At 64.8% G+C, this 17,408-nt stretch carries 15 protein-coding genes; 5 read left to right on the top strand and 10 right to left on the bottom strand.

Annotated elements, in window-relative coordinates; translation table 11 throughout:
* Positions 1-249: a hypothetical protein gene (locus OWC48_RS12125; RefSeq protein ID WP_282520198.1), complete on the bottom strand. Its 249-nt coding sequence runs from the start codon at positions 247-249 to the stop codon at positions 1-3.
* A 181-nt stretch (positions 250-430) separates the two neighbouring features.
* Between OWC48_RS12125 and OWC48_RS12120 the strand changes: the two genes are divergently transcribed.
* Positions 431-877, top strand: a complete 447-nt coding sequence (locus OWC48_RS12120; RefSeq protein ID WP_282520197.1) for a hypothetical protein — start codon at positions 431-433, stop codon at positions 875-877.
* Positions 878-1,135: 258 nt separating this feature from the next.
* Positions 1,136-2,719: a sensor domain-containing diguanylate cyclase gene (locus OWC48_RS12115; RefSeq protein WP_282520196.1), complete on the top strand. Its 1,584-nt coding sequence runs from the start codon at positions 1,136-1,138 to the stop codon at positions 2,717-2,719.
* A gap of 16 nt (positions 2,720-2,735) precedes the next feature.
* Here the strand turns inward: OWC48_RS12115 and OWC48_RS12110 are convergent, their stop codons facing one another.
* The 3 genes from OWC48_RS12110 to OWC48_RS12100 form a co-directional block, all read right to left on the bottom strand.
* Positions 2,736-3,296 carry a carboxymuconolactone decarboxylase family protein gene (locus OWC48_RS12110; protein WP_282520195.1) on the bottom strand — a complete coding sequence of 187 codons (561 nt, stop codon included), beginning with the start codon at positions 3,294-3,296 and terminating at the stop codon, positions 2,736-2,738.
* Between the two features lie 108 nt (positions 3,297-3,404).
* On the bottom strand, positions 3,405-4,568 hold the full coding sequence (locus OWC48_RS12105) for a PLP-dependent cysteine synthase family protein (protein WP_282520194.1): 1,164 nt from the start codon (positions 4,566-4,568) through the stop codon (positions 3,405-3,407).
* Positions 4,569-4,674: 106 nt separating this feature from the next.
* The gene (locus OWC48_RS12100) at positions 4,675-5,139 is read right to left on the bottom strand and encodes an Lrp/AsnC family transcriptional regulator (RefSeq protein WP_014490456.1); all 465 of its coding nucleotides are present in this window, start codon (positions 5,137-5,139) and stop codon (positions 4,675-4,677) included.
* 162 nt (positions 5,140-5,301) lie between these two features.
* Here OWC48_RS12100 and OWC48_RS12095 point away from each other — a divergent pair, with 162 nt between their 5' ends.
* Complete coding sequence (locus tag OWC48_RS12095; protein WP_028153143.1) at positions 5,302-6,315, top strand: 1-aminocyclopropane-1-carboxylate deaminase; 1,014 nt, start codon at positions 5,302-5,304, stop codon at positions 6,313-6,315.
* 147 nt (positions 6,316-6,462) lie between these two features.
* Here OWC48_RS12095 and recQ read toward each other — a convergent pair whose 3' ends face one another.
* The 5 genes from recQ to OWC48_RS12070 form a co-directional block, all read right to left on the bottom strand.
* On the bottom strand, positions 6,463-8,328 hold the full coding sequence (recQ, locus tag OWC48_RS12090; protein WP_282520193.1) for a DNA helicase RecQ: 1,866 nt from the start codon (positions 8,326-8,328) through the stop codon (positions 6,463-6,465).
* A 304-nt stretch (positions 8,329-8,632) separates the two neighbouring features.
* Positions 8,633-9,376 carry a polysaccharide deacetylase family protein gene (locus tag OWC48_RS12085; RefSeq protein WP_308776720.1) on the bottom strand — a complete coding sequence of 248 codons (744 nt, stop codon included), beginning with the start codon at positions 9,374-9,376 and terminating at the stop codon, positions 8,633-8,635.
* A gap of 106 nt (positions 9,377-9,482) precedes the next feature.
* A complete protein-coding gene (locus tag OWC48_RS12080; RefSeq protein WP_282520191.1) occupies positions 9,483-10,484 on the bottom strand; it encodes a homoserine O-succinyltransferase in 1,002 nt (333 codons plus the stop codon).
* 12 nt (positions 10,485-10,496) lie between these two features.
* On the bottom strand, positions 10,497-11,798 hold the full coding sequence (locus OWC48_RS12075; RefSeq protein ID WP_282520190.1) for an O-acetylhomoserine aminocarboxypropyltransferase/cysteine synthase family protein: 1,302 nt from the start codon (positions 11,796-11,798) through the stop codon (positions 10,497-10,499).
* Positions 11,799-12,104: 306 nt separating this feature from the next.
* Positions 12,105-13,679, bottom strand: a complete 1,575-nt coding sequence (locus OWC48_RS12070) for an amidase family protein (RefSeq protein WP_282520189.1) — start codon at positions 13,677-13,679, stop codon at positions 12,105-12,107.
* 259 nt (positions 13,680-13,938) lie between these two features.
* On the opposite strand from OWC48_RS12070, the gene OWC48_RS12065 reads away from it, so the two are divergent.
* Both OWC48_RS12065 and OWC48_RS12060 read left to right on the top strand, forming a co-directional pair.
* Complete coding sequence (locus OWC48_RS12065) at positions 13,939-14,757, top strand: uracil-DNA glycosylase (RefSeq protein WP_282520188.1); 819 nt, start codon at positions 13,939-13,941, stop codon at positions 14,755-14,757.
* The gene (locus tag OWC48_RS12060; protein ID WP_282520187.1) at positions 14,754-16,364 is read left to right on the top strand and encodes an amidohydrolase family protein; all 1,611 of its coding nucleotides are present in this window, start codon (positions 14,754-14,756) and stop codon (positions 16,362-16,364) included. The genes OWC48_RS12065 and OWC48_RS12060 overlap by 4 nt, the downstream gene beginning before the upstream one ends.
* Before the next feature lie 7 nt (positions 16,365-16,371).
* On the opposite strand, the gene OWC48_RS12055 is transcribed toward OWC48_RS12060, so the two are convergent.
* Positions 16,372-17,406 carry an aldo/keto reductase gene (locus OWC48_RS12055; protein WP_282520186.1) on the bottom strand — a complete coding sequence of 345 codons (1,035 nt, stop codon included), beginning with the start codon at positions 17,404-17,406 and terminating at the stop codon, positions 16,372-16,374.
* Positions 17,407-17,408: the final 2 nt, after the last annotated feature.

Below are 17,408 nucleotides of genomic sequence, written 5' to 3'. Positions count from 1 at the left end.
TCACACGCGCGCGTGGAGCACAGCCCTGGCTGCCACAACATATTCAGGCCAATGCGCATCCGCATAACGTTCCGCCTGCCGCGCGCAGGTGACGTCGGGCGCATGCGCGGCTGCAATCGTGCGTGCGAAGCGCTCTTCGGCCACCGTCACGTCGTCAGGCTCGCGCGACGGTACGGCAGCGGCCACGGCAGTCGGGGCCACGGCGAGTCCCGCCAGACCAGTGAGCAGGATGCGGCGTGACGTATTCATGGCTGTGTCCTTCCAATGTCCGGCCCGCACTCCGGCCGGCGAGTGTGTCGGTGCGATCACGGCAGGGTAACCGCGCACGCCCGTGCAGTCCATCGCTGGCGGATACTGCTTGACCCTGGGCGCGATCACGTTCCATCTAGCAACGGTTCCGTCATCAAATCGCCACGCGTCGGATTGTCACGTGTCCCATCACGGCCCATGGCACCGTCAGGCTTTGCGCGCTGCTGCGATGGGGCTGTTTTGTCTGACGATGTCGGTGGGCGCTGCCTTTGGCGCTGACGAGGATGAGGACAAATCCGCAAAGCCTGATGTCCCGAACATCTATCTCGACCTCCGCACGACCTATGCGACGATTCCGGCGGGCACGCTCGGGCTCGGCTTCGGCAACACTTCGCTTTCAGCCGCGTTCGAAGCGCTTGTGGCGCGACGGGGCACGACGCTGCCGAACGGCCTGCCGGCCGCGAAATTCATTGCCGTCGACCTGCCGCTGACCGTGGACGTCAGCGACCGCGTGTCGCTCTATGGCGGCGTGTCCGGCTCGACCTCGACCGCATGGATGACAACGACAACCGCCTGTTCGGCATCACCGCGGAGATCGCCTGGATGCCGAAGCCGGCCTACCAGGTGACGTTGCGCACACCGCTCTACGCGGTACGCAACTGACTGCCGCCGCGGGCGATTTTCGATCAAGCGCAGCACCCGCAATTGACCGGATGGCTCGGTACGGAACCGGCGCCTCAAAGCTTAAGGCATCAGCCGCTTCGCATTACGCGTCAACCGGTTGTTAATCCTCATCCCAAAACATCGATTGCGTTACACCGCCGCAAGGATCCTTGCGCGAAACTGGACCGACCTTTCGCATCGCGTTTCGCCTTGGAGGTTGAGAATGTCCCGCTTGGTCCCGGAACGGACGTTCCTCGCTGGGAAGATCTTCTTCAATTTTGGCCAGTCGTCGATCGATTGCGTCGTGCGCCGGCTGTCCGAGGAATCTGCGACGCTCGAGATGGAGAGCGGCATCGGCGTGCCCGAGCGATTCCAGCTCAGGCTTGCAGGGCGCGAGAGCCTGACCTGCCGCGTGATCTGGCGATCCGACCGTCAGGTCGGGGTCGCCTTCGAGCAGCCGGGCGGCGTCGAGCGACCAGCCGGCGAGGAGCGGGAACGCTCGTCCGACGCGCTGATGCGCAGCCAGATGCTGGCGTTGCGCGCCGCGCTCGATCATGTGCCGACCGGTATCGTGCTGCTCGACTCGCGCCTCAGGGCGCGCCTGATCAACCAGTCGTTTCGCCAGATGTGGCGCCTGCCCGACGAGGTTGCCGACAGCAATCCATCCATTCTCACGCTGCTCCATCATGGACGTGACACCGGAGCCTATGAGGTGCCGGACCCCGACCTCGATGGCCTGATCACGGAGCGTGTTCGTGTGATCGAGGCGGGCGATCCGACGCCGATCGATCTGCGCCGGACCAATGGCGATGTCGTGCGCGTCCAGGTCACGCCGTTGCCCGATGGCGGACGCATGCTGACCTACACGCCCGTCACCGACATCGTGCGCTATTCCGACGAGTTGAAGCTGCTGCGCGATGCGCTGGAGAATGTTCAGGATGGCGTCCTCCTTCTCGACCCCGACCTGCGCGCCACCTTCATGAACCGGCGCATGCGGCGCTTTTGGGAGGTCAGCGAAGACGAGGCCGCGAACCGGCCGACCTATTCATCGCTGGTGCGACGCCTGCATCGCGCCAGCGCGCCCCATCTTCCAACGAGCGAACTCGCGAAATTTCCGGCGAGACGCGTCGAAGAGGTCAAGGCCGGCGATCACGTGCGCGACCTGCAGACGCCGGACGGCCGGCGCATCAGGGCTCATTGCACCACGATGTCGAATGGCGGCCGCATGCTGACCTATGTCGACATCACCGATCTGACGCAAAAGGCCGCGATGCTGGAGACGCTCGCCACCACCGATCCACTCACCGGCCTCTACAACCGCCGCCACTTCCTCGACGGCCTCGATGCGGAATGGAGCCGTTTTCAGCGCTATTATCGTTCCGTCTCCGTGCTGATGCTCGACATCGACCACTTCAAGTCGGTCAACGATCGCTACGGCCATGCGGTCGGCGACGCCGCGATCAGGGCGGTTGCGGCCGCGTGCCTCGACGGCAAGCGCAAGTCGGACATCGTCGGCCGCCTCGGCGGCGAGGAATTTGCGGTTCTCCTGCCCGAGACCAGCCTGTCCCGCGCGAGGACGGTGGCCGAACGTATCCGCAAGCGCGTGATGAGCGCGCAGGTCTTTGCCGACAAGGTTCAGTTCGGCCTCACCGTGAGCATCGGCATGGCGGAAGCCACCGTCAGCATGTCCGGCATCGACGCGCTGATGGGCGCCGCCGATCATGCGCTCTACCAGGCCAAGGCCGAAGGCCGCAATCGCTGCATCGCCTGGGCGCCCCCACCGCCTGCAAGGAAGGCGGCGGAGTGATCGAAGGACGCGGCGTCTAATCCGGCACCGGCACGTCGAACGTGTTGAGCGTGACCGAGACCATGCAGTAGACGCCGACGAGATAGGACAGCTCGGCCGCGCCGTGCTCGCCGAACTCCTTCACTGCGGCGCGCCAGGTCAATTCCGGCAGCACGCCGCCGCTGACCAATGCGGACGCCACGTCGTAGGCGATGGCCTCCTGCTTGGTGAGATCGACCGGCCGCTGCCCCGCGACGATGGTCGCGAGCTTCTCGTCGGAGAGGCCGCGCTGCTCGGCAACGAGCACATGAGCATAGAGCTCATAGCCGGAGCGGAAATGCGAACCGGTGACGAGGATCGCGACCTCGCGCACCGGCGCCGGCAGAAGCGGGTTCGACGCGATTGCCTTGACCAGCTCCCACACCGGCTTGCCGAAGCGCGGCTCGCGGATCCAGGGATTCCAGGGCCCGAGCAACGCGCCGTCGTCGCGCATGTTCACGAAGCCCTTGAAGTGGTCCTTGATGCCGGCTCGCATGTCGTCATAGAGCGGCTTCTGTTCGTCGGTCAGATCTTTCGGATCGAGAATGGGAAGGCGCACGGCAGGATCTCCTCGTTGAGAAGAGGCGAAGCTCACCCGCGTGCGCACGCATGGCAAGTGAAGTTGCCGTGACGATCGTGCCATTTTGCCAGTGCAGGGAGACGTCGGCTATGCTGCCTCGGGGCCTGGTACGATCTGTGGATTGGCGACGTCGTCGACGTCGAGCGTCAGCGGCTCGCCCGTCGTGAGGAACGACGACAGGGCCGCCTCGAACGGCGCAGGATCGAGGCCGCGCCCCTTCAGCCATTCGGGCTCGTAATAGGTCTGCCGGTAGCGCTCGCCGGAATCGCAGATCAGCGTCACCAGCGACCCTGATACGTTCGCCTGTCGCATCTCCGAGGCGAGGCGGCACAGTGCCAGGAAGTTGGTGCCGGTGGAGCCGCCGACCGCGCGGCGCAGCCGGCGCGACAGCACGTTCATCGCCGCGATCGTCGCCGCATCCGGGATCTTCATCATGCGGTCGACCACGCCCGGGACGAAAGAGGGTTCGCAGCGTGGCCGGCCGACGCCCTCGATCAGCGACGGGCGTTCGCAAATGTGAGAGCGGTCCTGCGTGCGGAAGCAGTCGAAGAAGGCAGAATGCTCGACATCGGCGACGCACAGCCGTGTCGGATACTGGCGATAGCGCAAGTACCGTCCGATGGTGGCCGAGGTGCCGCCGGTGCCCGCACCCATGACGATCCAGTCGGGAATCGGACGCGGCTCGCCCTGCAATTGCGTGAAGATCGATTCGGCGATGTTGTTGTTGCCGCGCCAGTCGGTGGCGCGCTCGGCGAAGGTGAACTGGTCCATGTAGTGGCCGTTCAGCCGGGCGGCGAGCGCGGCGGCTTCCGCGTAGAGCGCGCGGCCGTCGTCGATCAGATGGCAGTTGCCGCCATAATGCTCGATCGCGGCGATCTTCTCGGCCGAGGTCGTGCGCGGCATCACGGCATAGAACGGCACGCCGATCATCTGCGCGAAATAGGCTTCCGACACCGCCGTCGATCCCGACGAGGCCTCGACCACAGGCGTGCCTTCGCGGATGTGGCCGTTGCAGAGCGCGTAGAGGAACAGCGAGCGCGCCAGGCGGTGCTTCAGGCTGCCGGTCGGATGCGTGGACTCATCCTTGAGATAGATGTCGATGCCTGACAGCGCCGGCACGATCAGCCGGATCAGATGCGTGTCGGCCGTGCGGCACTGGTCGGCCTCGATCGCGGCGACGGCCTCGTCCACCCAACCGCGCCGATAGGCCGGCCCGGCCGGATTGGGGTGGCGGAAGGGGAATGTCTGCATGGCCTGAATCTCCCATGATGCGGATCGCGCATCAAGTGCGCCGGATTTTGTTTTGACGCGTTTTCTGACGCGAACCGGTTTCCACTTCGCTGGAAAGCGCTCCGGCTCAAAACTCCAGCGGTGCGTTGTCGACGACCTCCTTCATCACGAAGAAGGTGCGGGTCTGGCGCACGCCGGGCAGCGCGATCAGCTGTTCGCCGTGGATGCGGTTGAAATCCTCCATGTCGCCAACGCGGATCTTCAGGAAGTAATCGAAGTCGCCGGCGACGAGGTGGCAGTCGAGCACGAATTTCAGTTTTGCGATCGCCTGCTCGAAGATGGCAAAGCTTTCCGGGGTCGAGCGGTCCAGCACGACTCCGACCATCACCAGCGTGCCTTTCGCCACCTTCTTCGGCGCGACCATGGCGCGGACCGCGGCGATGAAGCCATCCTCGAACAGGCGCTGGGTGCGCCGATGGCAGGTGGCGGGGCTGATGGCGACGGTTTCGGCCAGTTCAGCGTTACTCAGCCGGCCGTTATTCTGAAGCAATCTCAATATCTTGAGATCGATACGGTCGAGCCGGGATGCCATGGAAGAAACTTCCTCTATTTGATGTTTTTCTGGAAGAAATATTAGAGATTGGAGCGAAACTCGCAAGATTGAATGCAATATCGATGCAGCATTCGAGAGCACATTCCTCGTGACGCGTGCTAGTCGCTGCGGCCAGATCAACGCCAATCGGGATGACCAATGATGCTGGACAAATTCGCGCGCTATCCGCTGACCTTCGGCCCGACGCCCATCGAGAAGCTGGAGCGGCTGTCGAAGCACCTCGGCGGCAATGTCGAGATCTATGCCAAGCGCGAGGACTGCAATTCCGGCCTCGCCTATGGCGGCAACAAGCTGCGCAAGCTCGAATACATCATCCCCGACGCGATCGCCTCGAACGCGGACACGCTGGTCTCGATCGGTGGCGTGCAGTCCAACCACACCCGCATGATCGCCGCCGTCGCCGCCAAGATCGGCATGAAGTGCCGCCTGGTGCAGGAAGCCTGGGTCCCGCACGAGGACGCCGTCTATGACCGCGTCGGCAACATCATGCTGTCGCGCATCATGGGCGCCGACGTGCGCCTGGTGGACGACGGCTTCGACATCGGCATCCGCAAGAGCTGGGAGCAGGCGATCGAGGAGGTGAAGGCGGCAGGCGGCAAGCCTTACGCGATTCCCGCCGGCGCCTCCGTGCACAAATTCGGCGGCCTCGGCTATGTCGGCTTCGCCGAGGAAGTGCGCAAGCAGGAGGCCGAACTCGGCTTCAAGTTCGACTACATCGTGGTCTGCACCGTCACCGGCTCGACTCATGCCGGCATGCTGGTTGGCTTCGCCGCCGATGGCCGCGCGCGAAAGGTGATCGGAATTGACGCCTCGTTCACGCCGGCGCAAACGAAAGCGCAGGTGCTCTCGATCGCGCAGAACACCGCCAAGCTCGTTGAGCTCGGCAAGGATATCGTCGAAGATGACGTCGTGCTGATCGAGGACTACGCCTATCCCGCCTATGGCGTGCCGTCGGAAGAGACCAAGGAAGCGATCCGCCTCACCGCACGGTTAGAGGCGATGATCACCGACCCCGTCTACGAGGGCAAATCGATGCAAGGCCTGATCGACCTGACCCAGAAGGGCCATTTCGAGAAGGGCGCAAAGATTCTCTACGCCCATCTCGGCGGCGCGCCGGCGCTCAATGGCTACGGGTATGCCTTCCGGAACGGCTGAAGCATAAGGGAGGCGGGACGACTCTCGCCTCGCCTATCTTCGTAGCCCGGATGGAGCGCAGCGTAATCCGGGACTCGTACAATACGGAAAGACTGCCCCGGATTTCGCTTCGCTCCATCCGGGCTACAAGCTACGGGTCAGGATGCCCTACCGCGTCTTGACGATCTGGAGCAGCTCGTCGCCGTAATGCTCGAGCTTCTTGTCACCGATGCCGGGCACGTTGCGGAGCTCGTCCAGCGTCGTCGGCCAGGCCCGGACGATGCCGTCGATGGTGGCATCGTGCAGCACGACATAGGCCGGCACGCCGCGTTCGCGCGCGATGTCCGAACGCCAGGACCTCAGCCGCGCCCGCAATTCGGGATCGACATCGCCCTGCGGCGCGTTGGCCGCAGGCGCGAGGTCACCACGGCGGGATTTTGTCCGGCTCGCGCGAACACGCGCGCCCGGCACTTCCTCGCGCAGCCAGACCTCGGTCTCGCCGCGTAGCACGCCGCGCGCGCTCTCCGTCAGCTTCAGCGCGCCGAACGCTTCGCTGTCGCTGTACAAATGCCCCATCGCCACCAGCTGCCGCAGCACCGTGCGCCACTGCTTCTCGTTCAGCTCGCGCCCGATGCCGAACACGGACAATTTGTCGTGGCCGAACTGCGTCACCTTTTCGGTGAGGCGGCCAATCAGGACGTCGATCAGCTGCATCGCACCGAAACGCTGCCCGGTGCGATAGGCGCAGGACAGCAGCTTCTGCGCCAGCACCTTGCCGTCGCGCATCTTGGGCGGCGTCAGGCAGTTGTCGCAATTGCTGCAATTGCTCGCCGTCTCCGCCTCGCCGAAATAGGCGAGCAGCCGCTTGCGCCGGCACTGCGCGGTCTCGGCGAGGCCGACCAGTGCGTCGAGCTTGCCGATCGACACCCGCTTGAAATCGTCAGAACCGCTGGACTCGTCGATCATGCGGCGCTGCTGCACGATGTCGGAGAGACCATAGGCCATCCAGGCCGCCGACGGCTTGCCGTCGCGCCCCGCGCGCCCCGTCTCCTGATAATAGGCCTCGATGCTCTTGGGCAGATCGAGATGGGCGACGAAGCGGACGTCGGGCTTGTCGATGCCCATACCGAAGGCGATGGTCGCGACGATGACGATGCCGTCCTCGTTGAGGAACCGGTCCTGGTTGCGCGAGCGTATGCTGCTGTCGAGCCCGGCGTGATAGGGCAGCGCCGCAATGCCGGCGTCGTCGAGCGCGGCGGCAACCTCCTCGACGCGATTGCGCGACAGGCAATAGACCACGCCGGCGTCGCCCGCATGCCGCTCCCGGATGAATTCTTTCAACTGCGACACCGCGTTGCGCTTGTCGACGATCTCGTAGCGGATGTTCGGACGGTCGAAGCTGGAGACGAATTGCGGGCTGTCGGCAAGCCGGAGGCGCTCGACGATCTCCTTGCGGGTCAGTTCGTCGGCGGTCGCGGTCAGCGCGATGCGCGGAACGTTCGGAAAACGTTCGGCGATGATGGAGAGGCCGACATATTCGGGGCGGAAATCGTGGCCCCATTGCGAGACGCAATGCGCCTCGTCGATCGCGAACAGCGCCACCTTCGCCTGCGCCAGCAGCGACAGGCAACGCGGCGTCACCAGGCGTTCCGGCGCGACATAGAGCAGGTCGAGATCGCCCGCGATCAAGCGGCGCTCGATGTCGGAAGCTTCCTGCAGCGTCAGCGACGAGTTCAGCGCGGCGGCGTTGACCCCGGCCTCGAGCAGGCCGGCGACCTGGTCGCGCATCAGCGCGATCAGCGGCGACACCACGATACCGCAACCTTCGCGCAGCAGTGACGGCAATTGATAGCACAGCGACTTGCCGCCGCCGGTCGGCATCAAGACCAGGCAATTGCCGCCATCCGTGACGTGCCGGATGATCTCGCCCTGTGCACCACGGAACCCCGGCAGGCCGAACACCGAATGCAGCACCGACAGCGCATCGCGGCCGTTGGCCGGCGCAGGCAGCGGGGCGGTGGAGGGAGCGGACATGGGCGCGTCGGGGCAAGGCCGTAGGATTCGTCACAAGGCCAGTCGCATGACCGCGCGGGCATGGCAAGACTGTTTGCGGGGGCACGACGTTATCTTCCCCTCGCCCCTTGTGGGAGAGGGTGGCTCGCCGCGGAGCGGCGAGACGGGTGAGGGGTCTGTCACTGCGAATTCGATAGGGATTGCTTTTGCGGATGCAACCCCTCATCCGGCGCCATAGCCGAAGCTTTGCTTCGGCGTTCTCAAGAACGGCGGCCGAAGGCCGCCTATGCCACCTTCTCCCACAGGGAGAAGGAAAGAAGAGCAACTACGCCCCGATCCGGCGCAGCGCTTCCGCCACCGTCACGATCGGCATGTCGCGCTTCCCGGCCGCCTCCAGCGCATGGCGCATCAGGTGCGGCGTGCAGCCATAGGGGCTTGGCGCGTTGGCGACGTCGTGGCCGTAGAAGATCAGCCATCCGCCGCTCGCGACCGCCTCGTCGAAATAGCGATCGACGCCAGCAATATCGATCTCGCGATCGACCAGGGGCGAGGCACGCAGGAACTGGAGGTCGATGACGTCGCGATTGACGCCGGGAAGGATGCCGCGCGCCGAGCGAAAGACCTTTGCGAGTTGCGGTTTGCGCCAGACCGAGGCGATTCCATAGGGATAAGCGAAGTTCTCCAGCACGATCGAGGAATCGATGGCATGGAAATGGCTGCGGTTACGCTCGATCTCGCGCGCCATGGCCGCCTCGTCGAGATCGGCCGAGCTCTGGTGCGAAAAGGTATGGCAGGCAATCTCGTGACCGGCCCGGTGAAGCCGCACGATCGCATCGTTCGACAGGCCGTGCCAATGATCCGACGGACGATCGATCAGGCTACCGGCGAGGTAATAGGTGCCGCGGCCACCATGCGTCTCCAGAAGCGTGGCGCCCTCGCCAGCGGCGCTATCGGGCGCGTCGTCAAACGTGAAGCTCACCATCGGCGCATGCGCAGGCAGCCGGTGCGGCACGGCACGGAAATGCCGGGCCAGCCGATTGCTCACGCGTCCCTGGAGTGCCGACCACACCGACTGCGTTTCCTGCGATTCCCTATTTCTCTACTGAAACATTCGTGCGCTGGTGGAGGCAAGCCTAACGCCCGGGTAATCCTAATGCGGAACCAACGCCCTTCGTCTAGCGTGCCAGGACCGAAATATCGGCTTCCGCACCGAGATATTGCAGCCAGTTGCGGAAAAGCGCCGCCGCGGCGCTGCCGGCGGCGATATCGGCGCGCAGCTTCAGCGCAGGCAGTTCGTTGGTGAGCGCCGGGTGGCGCTGTTGGGTCGCCTTCTTCTCGAAGCGGGCGAGCTTCTCTTCCGTCGCTGCGTCAAAATAACTCACGGGCAGGTGCGGATAAGCCTCGCGCTCGCGCGCGAGATAGCGGCCGATATCGCGCAGATATTCGCGCTGGAGCGACAGCGCATCGTATTCCGGATGGCCCTGGAAGAACACGAAGCGGCTGGCATATTGCCTGACGAAGATATCGACGCCGGCCTTTGCCGAACGCGTCAGCACCTGGTAACCGGCCTGCGTGAGGTCGCTCTCGGCGATCTCGTTCAGGCGGGAATGGGAGACCTTGAGGGGCGCAGGCGCGGCGCGCGTCAGCGGATCGTTCGTCGCAGCTTCGCAATCGAAAACGCCGTGACATTTGGCCGGCAGCCGCCGCCGTGCGATGCCGTCGAGATGCAGCACCGCCGCATGCGCGGCGAGGCACGACCAGATCGTCGAGCGCGTGTTGACCTTGGCCCAGTCGATCAGGTCGGTGAGGTCGCGCCAATACGGCTCCTGGTCGAGCTCGGGCGCGACCGGCTCGGCGCCTGTTACGATCAGCCCGTCGAACTTGTGATGCCTGAGCTCGCTGAGCTCCGAATATTCGCTCTCGACATGCCACTTCGCCTCGGGCGACCGCTTCACCGAGGGCAGCGAGAAACAATGGAAACGGATACGGCGCGGACCTGCGGCCGCCTGGAGCAGCCGCATGAACTGCCGCTCGGTCGCCTTCAGCGCCGGATCCGGCATGTTGTTGATCAGGCCGATCGTGAGATCGGCGAAACCGTGGTCGCGCGCGAGATCGCCTTCGGCCGGCACCAGCGCCGGGCTTGATATCCCTTGATCCCTGTCGATCAAGATCGTCATCGGCGCCGTCGCCTACTCCGCGGCCTGGAGGCGTGCCGACGGGCAGGCCTTCTCGAGCGCCTGGTCGATGTCCTCGATGATATCTGCGGAATGCTCGATGCCGATCGACAGGCGGATCGTCTCCGGCAGCACGCCGGCGACGCGCTGCTGCTCCGCCGACATCTGCCGGTGGGTGGTCGAGGCCGGATGGCACGCCAACGACTTGGCATCGCCGATATTGACGAGGCGCGTGATCAGCTTCAGCGCATCGTAGAAGGTCTTGCCGGCCTCCATGCCGCCCTTGATGCCGAAGGTGAACAGCGAGGAGGCGTTACCGTCCAGATATTTCTGCACCAGCGGATAGTACGGGCTGTCCGGGAAGCCGGTGTAGTTGACCCAGGCAACGCGCGAGTCCTTGCGCAGGAATTCGGCGACCTTGCGCGCGTTCTCGACGTGGCGCTCCATGCGCAGCGCGACGGTCTCGATGCCCTGGAGCAGCAGGAAGGCGTTGAACGGCGACAGCACCGAACCCATGGTGCGCTGATAGACGCTGCGGGCGCGCTCGATATAGGCGGTCCGGCCGAAGCGCTCGGCATAGACGAGGCCGTGATAGGAGGCGTCGGGCTTGTTGTAGGCGGGGAAGCGGTCGGCGTGCTTGGCCCAGGGGAAGTTTCCGGAATCGACGACGGCCCCGCCCAGCGTGGTGCCGTGGCCGCCCAGGAACTTGGTCAGCGAATGCACGGCGATGTCGGCGCCGTAATCGAACGGCTTGAGCAGGATCGGGGTCGCGACGGTGTTGTCCACGATCAGCGGCACGCCATGCGCGTGCGCGATCTTGGCGAGAGCCTCGATGTCGCAGACATTGCCGGCGGGATTGCCGATGGTCTCGGCGAACACGGCGCGCGTGTTCTCGTCGATCAGTTTTGCGATCGCATCCGGCTTGTCGCTCTCGGCGAAGCGGCCGGTGATACCCTGGCGCGGCAGGATGTGCGAGAGCAGCGTGTGCGTGGTGCCGTAGAGCTGCGGCACGGAAACGATGTTGCCGCCGTGATCGGCGACGTTGACGAAGGCGAAATGCAGCGCAGCCTGGCCGGTCGCGACCGCGAGCGCGCCGACGCCGCCTTCGAGCTGCGCGATACGCTTCTCCAGCACCGCGCTGGTCGGATTGGCGATGCGGCTATAGCGAAAACCTTCGGCCTCGAGATTGAAGAGCGCGGCGCCGTGATCGGCGCTGTCGAAGGCATAGGCCGCGGTCTGGTAGATCGGCACGGCAACCGCGTGCGTGGTGGCTTCGGGCTCGTAGCCGGCGTGAATAGCGATCGTCTCGTTGCGCATCGTGCCACCTCCGCGTGGAGCGGGCCGCACTTATTGGCCTGTATGAGGCATGTGCGTTGTCCGCCGTTCCTCTGTTAGAGGCGGGTGGTAAAGCGGACAATAATTCGCCTAGAGATCGAGGAAGTAACCCTAACGCTTGTTGGTGAATTGGCTAAAACTTGAATCGAATTGGATTAATGAATTCGTACGCCCTAGCCTCGCCGCGGCGCCATAGCCGATGCAAGGCATCGGCGTTCTAAGGGACGGCGGCCGAAGGCGCCTATGCCACCCTCTCCCCTCGTCGTGGGAGAGGGTGGGACCATCACCCTATTCCATCGTCTCCCAGAGCCGGCGGGCGAGCACACCGGCACGCTTCTCGATCGCGGCCGCGGCATCGAGCGCGAGGTCCTCGCGATAGCGGCCGGCGATCAGCTGCACGCCGATCGGCTTGCCGTCATGCAGGGTCACCGGCACCACCGCGCCGGGCAGGCCCAGCACGTTGATGGCGGAGATGAAGCGGATCTCGCCCCAGAAGATTTCCTTCACGCGATCGGCACTGACGGTGTCGTCGCGCGGTCCCGGCGTCGGTTTCACCGTGGTCGGCGCCAGCACGACCGGATATTCCTCGAAGAACAATTGCCAGGCGCGGATATGGCCGTTGCGTGCGGCCGTCGCCTGCATCCAGGCCTTGATATCGAGCACATTGGCCTTGGTCTTCATGCCGCCCCAGGCCTTGTGGAAGTCCTCGGACGTCACCTTCAGCATGCCGGCTTCCTGCATCACCATGGTCTCGTTGGTGATGATGTCGCACCAGGTCTGCCAGACGCCGTCGATGTCGGGGACATCGACCTCGCTGACGCGATAGCCGGAACGCTCGAGGTGATCGGCGGCCTGACGCAGCGCCGCGCGGACGGACGGATCGACGTCCATATCCCCCGGGATCCTGGCCAGTGCGACCTTGATCGGTCCCTTCGGCTTCGGCCCGGCCAGCGGCGCCGGCACCCACCAGGGATCGCGCGGATCGCGCTGGCTCATCACATCGAGCGCGAGCCTGATGTCGCCGACGTGACGGGCGAGCGGGCCCTGCGCCGACATCAGATGCGCCAGCATCGGCCGCTCCGCGGTTGCGCTTCCATTGAAGGCGGGGATGCGGCCCTGCGTCGGCTTGATGGTGGCGACGCCGTTGCAATGCGCCGGCCAGCGCAGCGAGCCGCCGATGTCGTTGCCATGGGCGATGGTGCCGATGCCGGCGGCCACCGCCGAGCCCGCGCCGCCCGAGGAACCGCCGCAGGTGATGTTGGGATCCCAGGGATTGAGCGTCAGCCCGTGCAGTGGATTGTCGGTGAAGCCGCGGAAGGAGAATTCCGGCGTGTTGGTGAGGCCGATGACGATCGCGCCGGCTTTCTTGAGATTGCGCACCACGGGCGAGTCCGACGGCGCGACAAAATCCTTGTTGGCGGGCACGCCGTTGAAATTCGGCCGGCCTTCGTAGTCGACATTCTCTTTGATGGTGATGGGCACGCCGTGCAGCAGGCCGAGCACGCCGCCCCTGCCGCGCTGCTTGTCGGCCGCATGCGCAGCCTTCAGCGCTTCCTCGCTGAGATCGACGACGACCGCGTTCAGCCGCGGATTGACGGCGCGCATCCGGTCGAGATGCGCTTCGACGGTCTCGACTGCTGAGATTGCGCCGTTGCGGATCGCGGCCGCGGTGTCGACCGCGGACCATTGCCAGACCGGCCCTTTCGGACGGCGTGCCGTGGCCGACTTGCGCGGCGCCGGCTTCTTGACCGTCTTCTTGGCCGCCTTCGCAACGGCCACCTTGCGGGCGGTGCTCGTCTTGACCGAGGTCTTCGTTACTTTCCTTGCAACACTTTTCTTCTTGGTCGCCGTCTTCTTCGCCACGCCGCATCTCCAAAAATTGCGCGGCGGAAGTTAAGGAGATCACGCGAGCGTGTACAGGTGCGTTTCTGCATGGCGCGTCGCCGCGACGCTCTGCCACGGGCCGGCGCGAGAGACGTGCATGAACCTTTGGCCCCGCTCTCCTGACCCATATACTGGTTGAATGGTGGAACAAACGACCGCCAAGATTGTGCCATATTGTGCCATGGCGATCAGGTTTTTGACGTAGCTATTCTGACCGCGACACATCGGAGCATTTGCCATGCTCGTGGAATTCGACAGCGGATACGACCAGCAGCCCTTTCGCGATCTGTGCGCCGACTATCCGGCCGCTGAAACCTACGATCCCAACGATTTCCGGATTGAATGGGGGCCGATCTTTCATCGCGGCCGGCTCGACGGATCGGCGCGTGTGCTCGTGGTCGGTCAGGATCCCGCCCAGCACGAGACGATCGTGCGCCGGATCCTGGTCGGCACCGCGGGGCGCCGCACTCAGGGCTTTCTCGCCAAGCTCGGCATCACGCGGAGCTACGTGATGGTGAACACCTTCCTGTACAGCGTCTACGGGCAGAGCGGCGGCAACAAGCACAAGAACGAGCCGGGCATCGTCGACTATCGCAACAAATGGTTCAAGGCCGTGCTCGCGCCCGGCAATATCGAGGCCGTTGTCTCGCTCGGCGGCCTCGCTGACGAGGCGTGGAAGGCCTGGCTCAAGACGTCCGATGGCGCGGCCTACAAGACCCTCGCGTATCAGCACATCACGCACCCGACCTGGCCGGAAAGCTCGGCCCATGATAACGCGACGCGGGCCGCGAACACCAAGATCATGCTGACCAAGTGGAATGCCGCGCTCGCGGCTCTCGCACCCGAGGTCCAGCATCCCGACGTGCCGACGACGCTCGTGCCCTATGGCGACGCCTTCAAACCGACCGAGCTCTTCGACATCATCGCGAAGGATCTCCCGGCGGGACTGCCGGCCTGGATGCGCGGAGACACGCCATGGGCCGTGCGCCAGGGCGCCGACGCGGCCGCCAAGCGGCGCACGATCACGATCACCATCCCCGACGGAGTGATCCCGTGAACCCGGCTATCAACCCGAAGCGATGGGCGCTGAGCGGGCGGATCGTGACGATGACCGCCGAGGGCGACGTCATCAAGAGCGGGACGATCTTCATCGAGGACGATCGCATCGCCGCGATCGTACCCAAGGGACAGCCGGCCCCGGCAGGCTTCGAGGCTGTCGTTGCAGTGGCGACCGGGGGCACCATCTATCCCGGCCTGATCGAGCTGCATAATCACCTGAGCTACAACATCCTGCCGCTCTGGCGCGTGCCGCAGCCCTACGGCAATCGCGACCAATGGCAGAACGCCAAGTCCTACAAGACGTCCGTAACCGGCCCCATGAGCGCGATTGTGCTGGCCGACGACGGCTCGCTGCTGCCGGCCCTGGTCCGCTATGTCGAAGCCAAGTGCATGGTCGCCGGCACCACGACGAGCCAGGGGATCACGCTGTCGAACTGGAGCGGCACCATCCACAAATATTACAAGGGCGCGATGCGCGCCGCCGAGATCGGCAGCCCTCCCGATCTGCCGCGAGCACACTCGAAGATTCCCGACATAGATGCCGAGGACTGGGCGAAGTTCGACAACGAGCTGAAATCGTCATCGTGCTTCCTGCTGCATCTCAGCGAAGGCATCGACACCAAGGCTCATAGCCACTTCCTCGCCTTGCGCAATTCCGAGGGAGATTGGGCGATCGAGCCGTCGCTGGCCGGCATTCATTGCACGGCACTCGATGCGACCGACTTCGGAACGATGGCCGAAAACCGCGCCAAGGTCGTCTGGTCGCCTCTGAGCAATCTGCTGCTCTACGGAAAGACGACCGATGTCGTTGCGGCGCGCACGGCCGGCCTCACCATTGCGCTCGGCTCGGACTGGTCGCCGTCCGGCAGCAAGAACCTGCTCGGCGAGTTGAAGGCGGCCAAGGTCGTGTCCGCGCATTTCAATCTCGGCTTCAGCGACTACGACATCGTCTCGATGGCGACGCGCAATCCGGCCGCGATCCTGAAGTGGGATGCGAAACTGGGAACGATCGCCAGCGGCAAGTTCGCCGACCTTCTGGTCGTGAAGGGAGTCACCGGCGATCCCTACGCTCATCTGATCAAATCGCGCGAGCAGGACATCGTTCTGGTCACCATCGGCGGACGAGCCCGTTACGGGACGAAGACAGTCATGCAAAAGGCGGGTGGAATCGGCGAGGCGCTCAAGATCGGCAGCAGCGCGCGGGTGATCGACTTCACCTCGCCCGACCAGGATCCCGGGATCGAGAAGATCACGCTGGCGGAGGCGACGAGCCGCCTCCGCGCCGCGCTCGGCAATCTCGGCACGCTGCAGCCGCACAGCCTCGCCATGAGTGACGCGATCGCCCGCGGAGCGGTGTCACGCACCGGGTGGCGCCTCGCGCTGGACGAGCAGTTCGGCAACAATGTCCAACTGCGCCCGCGGCTGGAATTTAACGGCGTCAGGACCGGTCCGGATTTGGCGGCAGTCGCAGCGGCAGCCGAGCCGCTGCATCCGATCAAGCTGGATGGCCTCACGGTATCAGGCGATCCCGTTTTCCTGGACACGCTGAAGAGCGAACCCAACCTTCCCCAGGGCATCGGCGACGCGATCGCCGCTTTCTATTAGTTGTCCGTCACACCAGCGGCGGATTGAGGCGCGCAAAGCCTTCCTGGATGCGATAGGGGTAGTAGGGATAAGGCGGTATCACGGCGCTGACCTCGTCGAGACGCGTGATCTGGTCCGGGCTCAGCGACCAGCCAACCGCGCCGAGATTGTCGCGCAGCTGCGCCTCGTCGCGGGCGCCGACGATCACGGAGGAGACCGTGGGGCGCGACAGCAGCCAGGCAATCGCGATTTGGGGCACGGTGCGGCCGGTCTCCGCGGCGATCGTATCAAGCACGTCGACGATGGCATAGAACCGCTCATCGTTTACGGGCGGGCCGAACTGCGCGGTGGCGTGCAGACGGCTGCTCGCAGGGAGCGGCTTTCCGCGCCGGATCTTGCCGGTGAGCCGGCCCCAGCCGAGCGGGCTCCAGACCAGCGCGCCGACGCCCTGATCGCGTGCGAGCGGCATCAGTTCCCATTCATAGTCGCGGCCGAGCAGCGAATAATAAACCTGATGCGCGACATGGCGCGGCCAGCCGTGCCGGTCGGCGATTGAGAGCGACTTCATCAGCTGCCAGCCGGCGAAATTGGAGACACCGACATAGCGCAGCTTGCCGGCGCGTACGAGCGTATCGAGGGTCGACAGCACCTCCTCGATCGGCGTGAACGCATCGAAGGCATGGAGCTGGAGCAGATCGAGGTAATCGGTGCCGAGCCGCCGCAGCGCAGCTTCGACCGAGGCGACCAGACGATACCGTGAAGAGCCGGCGTCGAGCGGACCATCGCCCATCGGCAGGCTCATCTTGGTGGAGATCAGCACCTTGTCGCGCCGTCCCTTGATTGCGGCGCCGAGGATTTCCTCGGATGCGCCGTTTGAATAGACATCGGCGCTGTCGAACAGATTGACGCCGGCATCGAGGCAGATGTCGACCAGCCTGCGCGCTTCGTCAGCGCCGCTGCGGCCCCAGGCCGAGAACAGCGGGCCTTGGCCGCCAAACGTGCCGGTGCCGAAGCTGAGGACGGGGACCCTGAGGCCGGAGGAGCCGAGATTGCGATATTCCATGA

This window comes from Bradyrhizobium sp. Arg816, assembly GCF_029989365.1.
GTDB lineage: Bacteria > Pseudomonadota > Alphaproteobacteria > Rhizobiales > Xanthobacteraceae > Bradyrhizobium.
This window is presented reverse-complemented; position numbering and strand designations above follow the sequence as displayed.

Coding starts and splice junctions, on each gene's coding strand:
- OWC48_RS12125 (WP_282520198.1), bottom strand. CDS start 249: ATGAATACGTCACGCCGCATCCTGCTCACTGGTCTGGCGGGACTCGCC.
- OWC48_RS12115 (WP_282520196.1), top strand. CDS start 1,136: ATGTCCCGCTTGGTCCCGGAACGGACGTTCCTCGCTGGGAAGATCTTC.
- OWC48_RS12105 (WP_282520194.1), bottom strand. CDS start 4,568: ATGCAGACATTCCCCTTCCGCCACCCCAATCCGGCCGGGCCGGCCTAT.
- OWC48_RS12100 (WP_014490456.1), bottom strand. CDS start 5,139: ATGGCATCCCGGCTCGACCGTATCGATCTCAAGATATTGAGATTGCTT.
- OWC48_RS12095 (WP_028153143.1), top strand. CDS start 5,302: ATGCTGGACAAATTCGCGCGCTATCCGCTGACCTTCGGCCCGACGCCC.
- recQ (WP_282520193.1), bottom strand. CDS start 8,328: ATGTCCGCTCCCTCCACCGCCCCGCTGCCTGCGCCGGCCAACGGCCGC.
- OWC48_RS12080 (WP_282520191.1), bottom strand. CDS start 10,484: ATGACGATCTTGATCGACAGGGATCAAGGGATATCAAGCCCGGCGCTG.
- OWC48_RS12075 (WP_282520190.1), bottom strand. CDS start 11,798: ATGCGCAACGAGACGATCGCTATTCACGCCGGCTACGAGCCCGAAGCC.
- OWC48_RS12065 (WP_282520188.1), top strand. CDS start 13,939: ATGCTCGTGGAATTCGACAGCGGATACGACCAGCAGCCCTTTCGCGAT.
- OWC48_RS12055 (WP_282520186.1), bottom strand. CDS start 17,406: ATGGAATATCGCAATCTCGGCTCCTCCGGCCTCAGGGTCCCCGTCCTC.